The following is a 6627-nucleotide window of genomic DNA, read 5'->3' as shown; positions in this document are numbered from 1 at the left end:
GCGGAGGGGAAACGCCCGGTAACATTCCGAACCCGGAAGCTAAGCCCTCCAGCGCCGATGGTACTGCACTCGGGAGGGTGTGGGAGAGTAGGACACCGCCGGACAATCTTTCAATGAGGGCCACCCCCGACGGGGTGGCCCTCATTGCGTTTCCCCCCGTTTCCGGGGAAGTGGCTCAGCGGCGCTGGACGCCCTCGCGGATCTGCCGGAACAGGGTCGCCGCGTCGCCGACCGGACGGCCCGGGAACATGCCCATCGCCACACTGCCGTGGTCGGCCCACCCGCAGACCGCGAAGTCGCCGCCGTCGCCGCTGGTCCGCCCGCACTTCATCACCCCGCCCAGGCGGCCCGCGTCGACCTCGCGGAGGCCGGCCACCTTGCCGGTCTCGTCCGCCATCAGGTCGAACAGGGTGTCCAGGTCGCGTTCCGGCTGCCAGAGCAGCGTGGTGCCGCCGAACAGCAGCACCGACCGCTTCGCGTCCGCCGGATCGCTGTAGACCGTGCCGAAGCTGCGGTCCAGGTCGATGTCGGCGGCGAACCCGTCGCGCAGGTACTCGGCGGTGCTGCGGGCCCGGTCGCTGTCGTCGCGGGTGAGCCCGGCCACCCCGGCCGGCGTGGTGAGCCGCGTGTCCTTCTGCTCGAAGACCCGCCAGCCGGCGATGCCGAGCGCGCCGGCGCCGGCGAGACCGACCGCCAGGGCGGCGGCCAGCACGATCTTCCGGCGCCGCGAGACGGGCCGCCGTTCGGGCTCCAGCGCGGGATCGCGGCGGCTCAGTCTGATCGGCTCGTCGGTCAACTCGACCGGACCGTGACCCCCGTCGACCGGACGCTCGAAGAGATGCGCGTCGGACATGTCCGCCACCGTACGCGAATCACCGGTGGCGCACGTCGGGTCCCCGAAAGCGCTCCGTAGACTTTCCCAGGTGACCGAGAGACTGGATGCCCGACGCCCCGACGCCCCGACCCTTGCCGGCCAGTACCAGCCCGGCGAGGTAGAGCAGCGACGGTACGAGCAGTGGGTAGCCGGCGGGCACTTCCGGGCGTCGGCCGACAGCGACAAGCCACCCTTCACCATCGTCATCCCGCCGCCGAACGTCACCGGGTCGCTGCACATGGGCCACGCGTTCGAGCACACGCTGATGGACGCGCTCACCCGGCGCAAGAAGATGCAGGGCTTCGAGGCCCTGTGGCTGCCCGGCATGGACCACGCCGGCATCGCCACCCAGAACCTGGTCGAGCGGCAGCTCGCCGGCGAGGGCCTGTCCCGCCACGACCTGGGCCGGGAGAAGTTCGTCGAGCGGGTCTGGCAGTGGAAGGCCGAGTCCGGCGGCGCGATCCTCGGCCAGATGCGCCGGCTCGGCGACGCCGTCGACTGGGACCGCGAGCGTTTCACCATGGACGCGGGCCTCTCCCGGGCCGTGCAGACCATGTTCAAGAAGCTCTTCGACGACGGCCTGATCTACCGGGCCAACCGGATCATCAACTGGTGCCCGCGCTGTCTCACCGCGCTCTCCGACATCGAGGTCGAGCACACCGACGACGAGGGTGAGCTGATCTCGATCCGCTACGGCGACGAGGTGGTGGTCGCCACCACCAGGGCCGAGACCATGCTCGGCGACACCGCCGTCGCGGTGCACCCGGACGACGAGCGCTACCGGCACCTGATCGGCACCGAGGTGGCACTGCCGCTCACCGACCGGCGGATCCCGATCGTCGCCGACGAACACGTCGACCCGAGCTTCGGCACCGGCATGGTCAAGGTGACCCCGGCCCACGACCCGAACGACTTCGAGATCGGCCAGCGGCACGACCTGCCGTCGCTGACGATCATGGACGAGCGCGGCGTGATCACCGCGCCCGGGCCGTTCGAGGGCCTGGACCGCTACGAGGCCCGCCCGGCCATCGTGGCGGCGCTGCGCGAGCAGGGCCGCGTCGTCGCCGAGAAGCGGCCCTACCTGCACGCGGTCGGGCACTGCTCGCGGTGCAAGACGACCGTCGAGCCGCGGCTGTCGCTCCAGTGGTTCGTCAACACCGGTCCGCTGGCCAAGGCCGCGGGTGACGCGGTGCGCGACGGCCGGGTGACGATCGAGCCGGCCGAGTTGGCCAAGCGTTACTTCGCCTGGGTCGACAACATGCACGACTGGTGCATCTCCCGCCAGCTCTGGTGGGGCCACCGCATCCCGGTCTGGTACGGCCCGGCCGGCGAGATCGTCTGCGTCGGCCCGGACGAGGCGCCGCCGACCGGCGAGGGCTGGCGGCAGGACGAGGACGTGCTGGACACCTGGTTCTCCAGCGGCCTCTGGCCGTTCTCCACGCTGGGCTGGCCGGAGCGGACCCCGGACCTGGCGAAGTTCTATCCGACGAGCGTGCTCGTCACCGGCTACGACATCCTGTTCTTCTGGGTCGCCCGGATGATGATGTTCGGCCTGTACGCCATGGACGGCGTCCAGCCGTTCGACGTGGTGGCCCTGCACGGCATGGTGCGCGACGAGCACGGCAAGAAGATGTCGAAGTCCTTCGGCAACGTGGTGGACCCGCTGGACTGGATCGACCGGTTCGGCGCCGACGCCACCCGCTTCACGCTGGCCCGCGGCGCCAACCCCGGCCAGGACGTGCCGGTCAGCGAGGAGTGGTGCCAGGGCTCCCGCAACTTCTGCAACAAGCTGTGGAACGCCACCCGGTTCGCGCTGCTCAACGGCGCGCACACCGACGGTCCGCTGCCGGCCGCCGACACCCTGTCGACCGTCGACAGGTGGATCCTGTCCCGCCTCGCGCACGTCACCGCCGAGGTGGACGAGCAGTTCGAGACGTACGAGTTCGCCAAGGTGTGCGACCTGCTCTACCACTTCGCCTGGGACGACGTCTGCGACTGGTACGTGGAGCTGAGCAAGCCGGTGCTCGCCGAGGGCGGCCCGGCGGCCGACGCCACCCGGCGGGTGTTGGGTCACGTGCTGGACCAGCTCCTGCGGCTGCTGCACCCGGTGATCCCGTTCGTGACCGACGAGCTGTGGGCCGCGCTGACCGGCGGCGAGACGGTGCTGACGGCGGCCTGGCCGGTCGCCGACCGTACCGGAGTCGACGACGCCGCGGAGGGTGAGGTCGCCACGGTGCAGCGGGTGGTGACCGAGGTCCGGCGGTTCCGCTCCGACCAGGGACTGCGGCCGACCCAGCGGGTCGCCGCCCGGCTCGACGGCCTGGCCGGCGCCGGCATCGCCGCGCACGAGCCGCTGGTCCGCTCGCTGGCCCGGCTCGACGCCCCCGGCGACGACTTCCAGGCCGGCGCCACGCTCGCCATGCCCGGTGCGGTGAGCGTCACGCTGGACACCCGCGGCGCCATCGACGTGGCGGCCGAGCGGGCCCGGCTCACCAAGGACCGGGCGGCCGCCGAGAAGGAGGCCACCCAGGCGCGGGCGAAGCTGGACAATCCGGCGTTCGTCGGCAAGGCGCCCGAGCCGGTGGTGGCGAAGATCCGGGAGCGGCTGGCGGTGGCCGAGGCGGATCTGGTCCGGATCGACGCCGCCCTGGAGGGGCTGCCCTCATGAGTGACCGCACCGATCCGGCGTTCGCCGAGGTGGAGGCCGCGCTCGCCGCGCGCGGCTTCACCCGGATCCGCTTCGACCTGGAGAAGATCGAGAGCCTGCTCGACCTGCTGGGCAGCCCGCAGCGGGCCTACCCGTCGATCCACCTGACCGGCACCAACGGCAAGACCTCGACGGCCCGGATGATCGACTCGCTGCTGCGGGCGTTCGGGCTGCACACCGGCCGCTACACCAGCCCGCACCTGGAGACCGTCCGGGAGCGGATCAGCCTGGACGGCGAACCGGTGAGCGAGGAGCGGTTCGTGTCGACGTACCGGGAGATCGCGCCGCTGGCCGAGTTGGTCGACCAGCGGTCCGCCGAGCCGCTCACCTACTTCGACCTGACCACGGCGCTGGCGTTCGCCACGTTCGCCGACGCCCCGGTCGACGTCGCGGTGGTGGAGGTCGGGCTGGGCGGCGCGGAGGACGCGACGAACGTGATCCAGGCCGGCGTCGCCGTGATCACCCCGATCGGGCTGGACCACACCGAGTGGCTCGGCGACACCATCGAGGACATCGCGCTGCACAAGGCGGGCATCATCCACCCCGGGGCCACCGTGATCGCGGCGGCGCAGGAGGAGGACGCCGCCCGGCCGATCCTGGAACGCTGCGCCGAGGTCAACGCCACCGTCGCCCGCGAGGGCGCCGAGTTCGGGGTGATGCGCCGGGCGGTCGCCGTCGGCGGCCAGGTGCTCACCATCCAGGGCCTGGGCGGGGTGTACGAGGAGATCTTCATCCCGCTGCACGGCGCGCACCAGGCGCAGAACGCGGCCGTGGCGCTGGCCGCGGTGGAGGCGTTCCTCGGTGCGGGCGCGCGGCGGCAGCTCGACATCGAGGCGGTCCGGGAGGGCTTCGCCGCGACCAGCTCGCCGGGCCGGCTGGAGCGGGTACGCACCGCCCCGACGGTGCTGCTCGACGGCGCGCACAACCCGCACGGGATGGCCGCCACGGTGACCGCGGTGCAGGAGGAGTTCGCGTTCAGCAAGCTCGTCGGCGTGCTGGCCGTGCTCGGCGACAAGGACGCGGCCGGCCTGCTCGAACTGCTCGAACCGGTGCTCGACTCGATAGTGGTCGCGGAGAACAGCTCGCCCCGGGCGATGCCCGTCGACGAGCTGGCCGAGCTGGCCCGGGAGATCTTCGGGTCGGAGCGGGTGCAGGTGGCCCGCGAGATGCCGGACGCGATCGAGGCGGCGGTGGCCGAGGCCGAGGCCGACGTGCCGGGTGAGCTGGCCGGCGTGGGCGTGCTGATCACCGGTTCGGTGGTGACCGTGGCCGACGCCCGCCGGCTGCTCAAGCGATGACCGGCCCTTCGCCGGAGCAGCCGGGCGGCCCGCGCCGCTCCGGGCTGCGCAACCCCGACAAGGCGGTACGCGGTCTGGGTGCCGGCACGCTCTCGCTGGAGGCGCTGGTGCTGCTGCTGGCCATCCAGCCGATCCGGGTGGTCGGCGGCGACCTGAGCGGCGCCGCGATCGGCGCGATCGTCGCGTTGGCGGTGGCCTGCGTGGTGCTGGCCGGAATGATGCGCCGGAGCTGGGCGTGGCACGCCGGGACCGTGGTGCAGGGGCTGCTGCTGCTCTCCGGGCTGCTGCACTGGTCGCTGCTGGTGCTCGGCGTGATCTTCTCGCTGGTGTGGGCGTACGCGTGGCACGTGCGCCGGGTGATCCTCGGCTGAGCCTTCCCGGGTCAGGCGTCGGCGAGCGAGCGCCATTGGGTCAGCGCCACCCCGTGACCGTCCGGGTCGCGGAAGGCGGCCGCCCACACCTCCAGCTTGGTGCCCCGGTTGACCACCCGGGGGGCGTAGGTGAACCGGACGCCGGACTCGCGCAGCCGCTCGTAGGCCGCCTGGATGTCGTCCACCTCCAGGTTGACGTGCACCAGGCGGCGGCTGATCGGGGCGGCGCCGGTCACCCGGCGCAGCACCAGCCGGGTCGGCCCCGAGCCGAGCACCGCGTTGCCCTCGCCCCGGTCCAGCTCGTCGAAGCCCAGCTCCCGGTAGAAGGCCAGGGACCGGTCCAGGTCGGTGACGAGCAGCGTGATGCCGACCCCGCTGATCGGGCTGCCCAGGTCGTCCGGCTCGGCGGCGCCGGACGGACCGAAGATGGCCTCGTCCAGCTCCTCCGGGGTGGGCGGGGCGTCCCGCTCCGGGGCGTCCAGCGGAACGTCGATCGAGTCCACCGCCACCGTCGTGTCGTCGGCCCGTTCCTCGGCCGGCGGGCGGGGCGCCGGCGCGCGCCGGGGGAGCGGGCCCGCCGGCGTCGGCTCGACCAGTTGCCCCTCCAGCACGACCGGGCCGCCGGGCCGCTGGCGCATCACCACCGGCTCGCGGTCCTCCGGCCGGGGCGGGAGGTCGTCCCGCAGTGGGTCCGGCGCGGGCGGGTAGTCGTCGCGGAGGAAGTCGTCCTCCGGGGCGCGGCCGGCCCACGGCGGGGCCTCCTGCGCGATCAGCGTCTCGTCGAACGGGTCGGCGTCGGCGTACTCCGGCGGGAGGTCGGCGACCGGGGCGGAGTTCTCGGCGTGGGTGGGCACCTCGTCCCAGAGGACCCGGACGTGGCGCTGGTCGTCCAGGGCCACCCGGACCGGCAGCGCCTGGCCCAACGAGGGCCACTTGGCGACCGGCACCCGCGGCTCGATGATCTTCTTGGAGCGGGGCGGCAGCCCCGGCGCGTCGATCACCAGTTGCAGCTCGCAGCGCCCGAAAGCGTACTGGGTGGGCGGTTCGGAGGCGCTGTGCACGTGCCCCAGGCCGACCACCCAGGTGCGGCCCCCGCCCCGGACCGTGGCCAGGGCGATCGCCAGCACCAGCAACGCGACGCCGAGCGCCACGATCGCCCAGCTCGTCATCCCCAGGCCGAACAGGGTCACGAACGCGGCCACGGTGCCCAGCACCGCGCCGATCAGCTTGCGCACCGGCGCGATGGTGCGGTTCCCGCCATTCGCCACAGTGGACCTCCCAGGGGTTCCATGGTCAGGCTAGGCCGCCGCGGCGGGCCAGGGAAGACGCAGCCGCCGCGCCGGCGCCGGGACCGGGTCGCTACGCTGACCGTACCCA

5 protein-coding genes and 1 rRNA gene are annotated in these 6627 nt (G+C 73.0%); 4 read left to right on the top strand and 2 right to left on the bottom strand.

All coding sequences use genetic code 11. The features are described 5' to 3' along the window. A 5S ribosomal RNA gene (rrf, locus tag ACIA5A_RS14410) occupies positions 1 to 104 on the top strand; the annotation flags it as partial. A 71-nt stretch (positions 105 to 175) separates the two neighbouring features. Here the strand turns inward: rrf and ACIA5A_RS14405 are convergent. Next, positions 176 to 853, bottom strand: a complete 678-nt coding sequence (locus ACIA5A_RS14405; RefSeq protein WP_396761195.1) for a hypothetical protein — start codon at positions 851 to 853, stop codon at positions 176 to 178. Positions 854 to 923: 70 nt separating this feature from the next. Between ACIA5A_RS14405 and ACIA5A_RS14400 the strand changes: the two genes are divergently transcribed. The 3 genes from ACIA5A_RS14400 to ACIA5A_RS14390 are packed head-to-tail and all read left to right on the top strand — an operon-like array spanning position 924 to position 5250. Further along, positions 924 to 3542, top strand: coding sequence for a valine--tRNA ligase (locus ACIA5A_RS14400; protein ID WP_396761192.1), 2619 nt, complete (start codon positions 924 to 926; stop codon positions 3540 to 3542). Next, entirely contained in the window at positions 3539 to 4879 is a 1341-nt protein-coding gene (locus ACIA5A_RS14395) for a bifunctional folylpolyglutamate synthase/dihydrofolate synthase (RefSeq protein WP_396761189.1), read from the top strand. The genes ACIA5A_RS14400 and ACIA5A_RS14395 overlap by 4 nt, the downstream gene beginning before the upstream one ends. Next, the gene (locus tag ACIA5A_RS14390) at positions 4876 to 5250 is read left to right on the top strand and encodes a DUF4233 domain-containing protein (protein WP_396761186.1); all 375 of its coding nucleotides are present in this window, start codon (positions 4876 to 4878) and stop codon (positions 5248 to 5250) included. The genes ACIA5A_RS14395 and ACIA5A_RS14390 overlap by 4 nt, the downstream gene beginning before the upstream one ends. A gap of 11 nt (positions 5251 to 5261) precedes the next feature. Here the strand turns inward: ACIA5A_RS14390 and ACIA5A_RS14385 are convergent, their stop codons facing one another. Then, complete coding sequence (locus ACIA5A_RS14385) at positions 5262 to 6518, bottom strand: VOC family protein (RefSeq protein WP_396761183.1); 1257 nt, start codon at positions 6516 to 6518, stop codon at positions 5262 to 5264. Between the last annotated feature and the right edge of the window lie 109 nt (positions 6519 to 6627).

Origin of the sequence: Micromonospora sp. NPDC051300, assembly GCF_044455315.1 — a bacterium.
Taxonomy (GTDB): domain Bacteria; phylum Actinomycetota; class Actinomycetes; order Mycobacteriales; family Micromonosporaceae; genus Micromonospora; species Micromonospora robiginosa.
The sequence above is the reverse complement of the archived record's forward strand: the minus strand, read 5'-3'. Positions and strand labels throughout refer to the sequence as shown.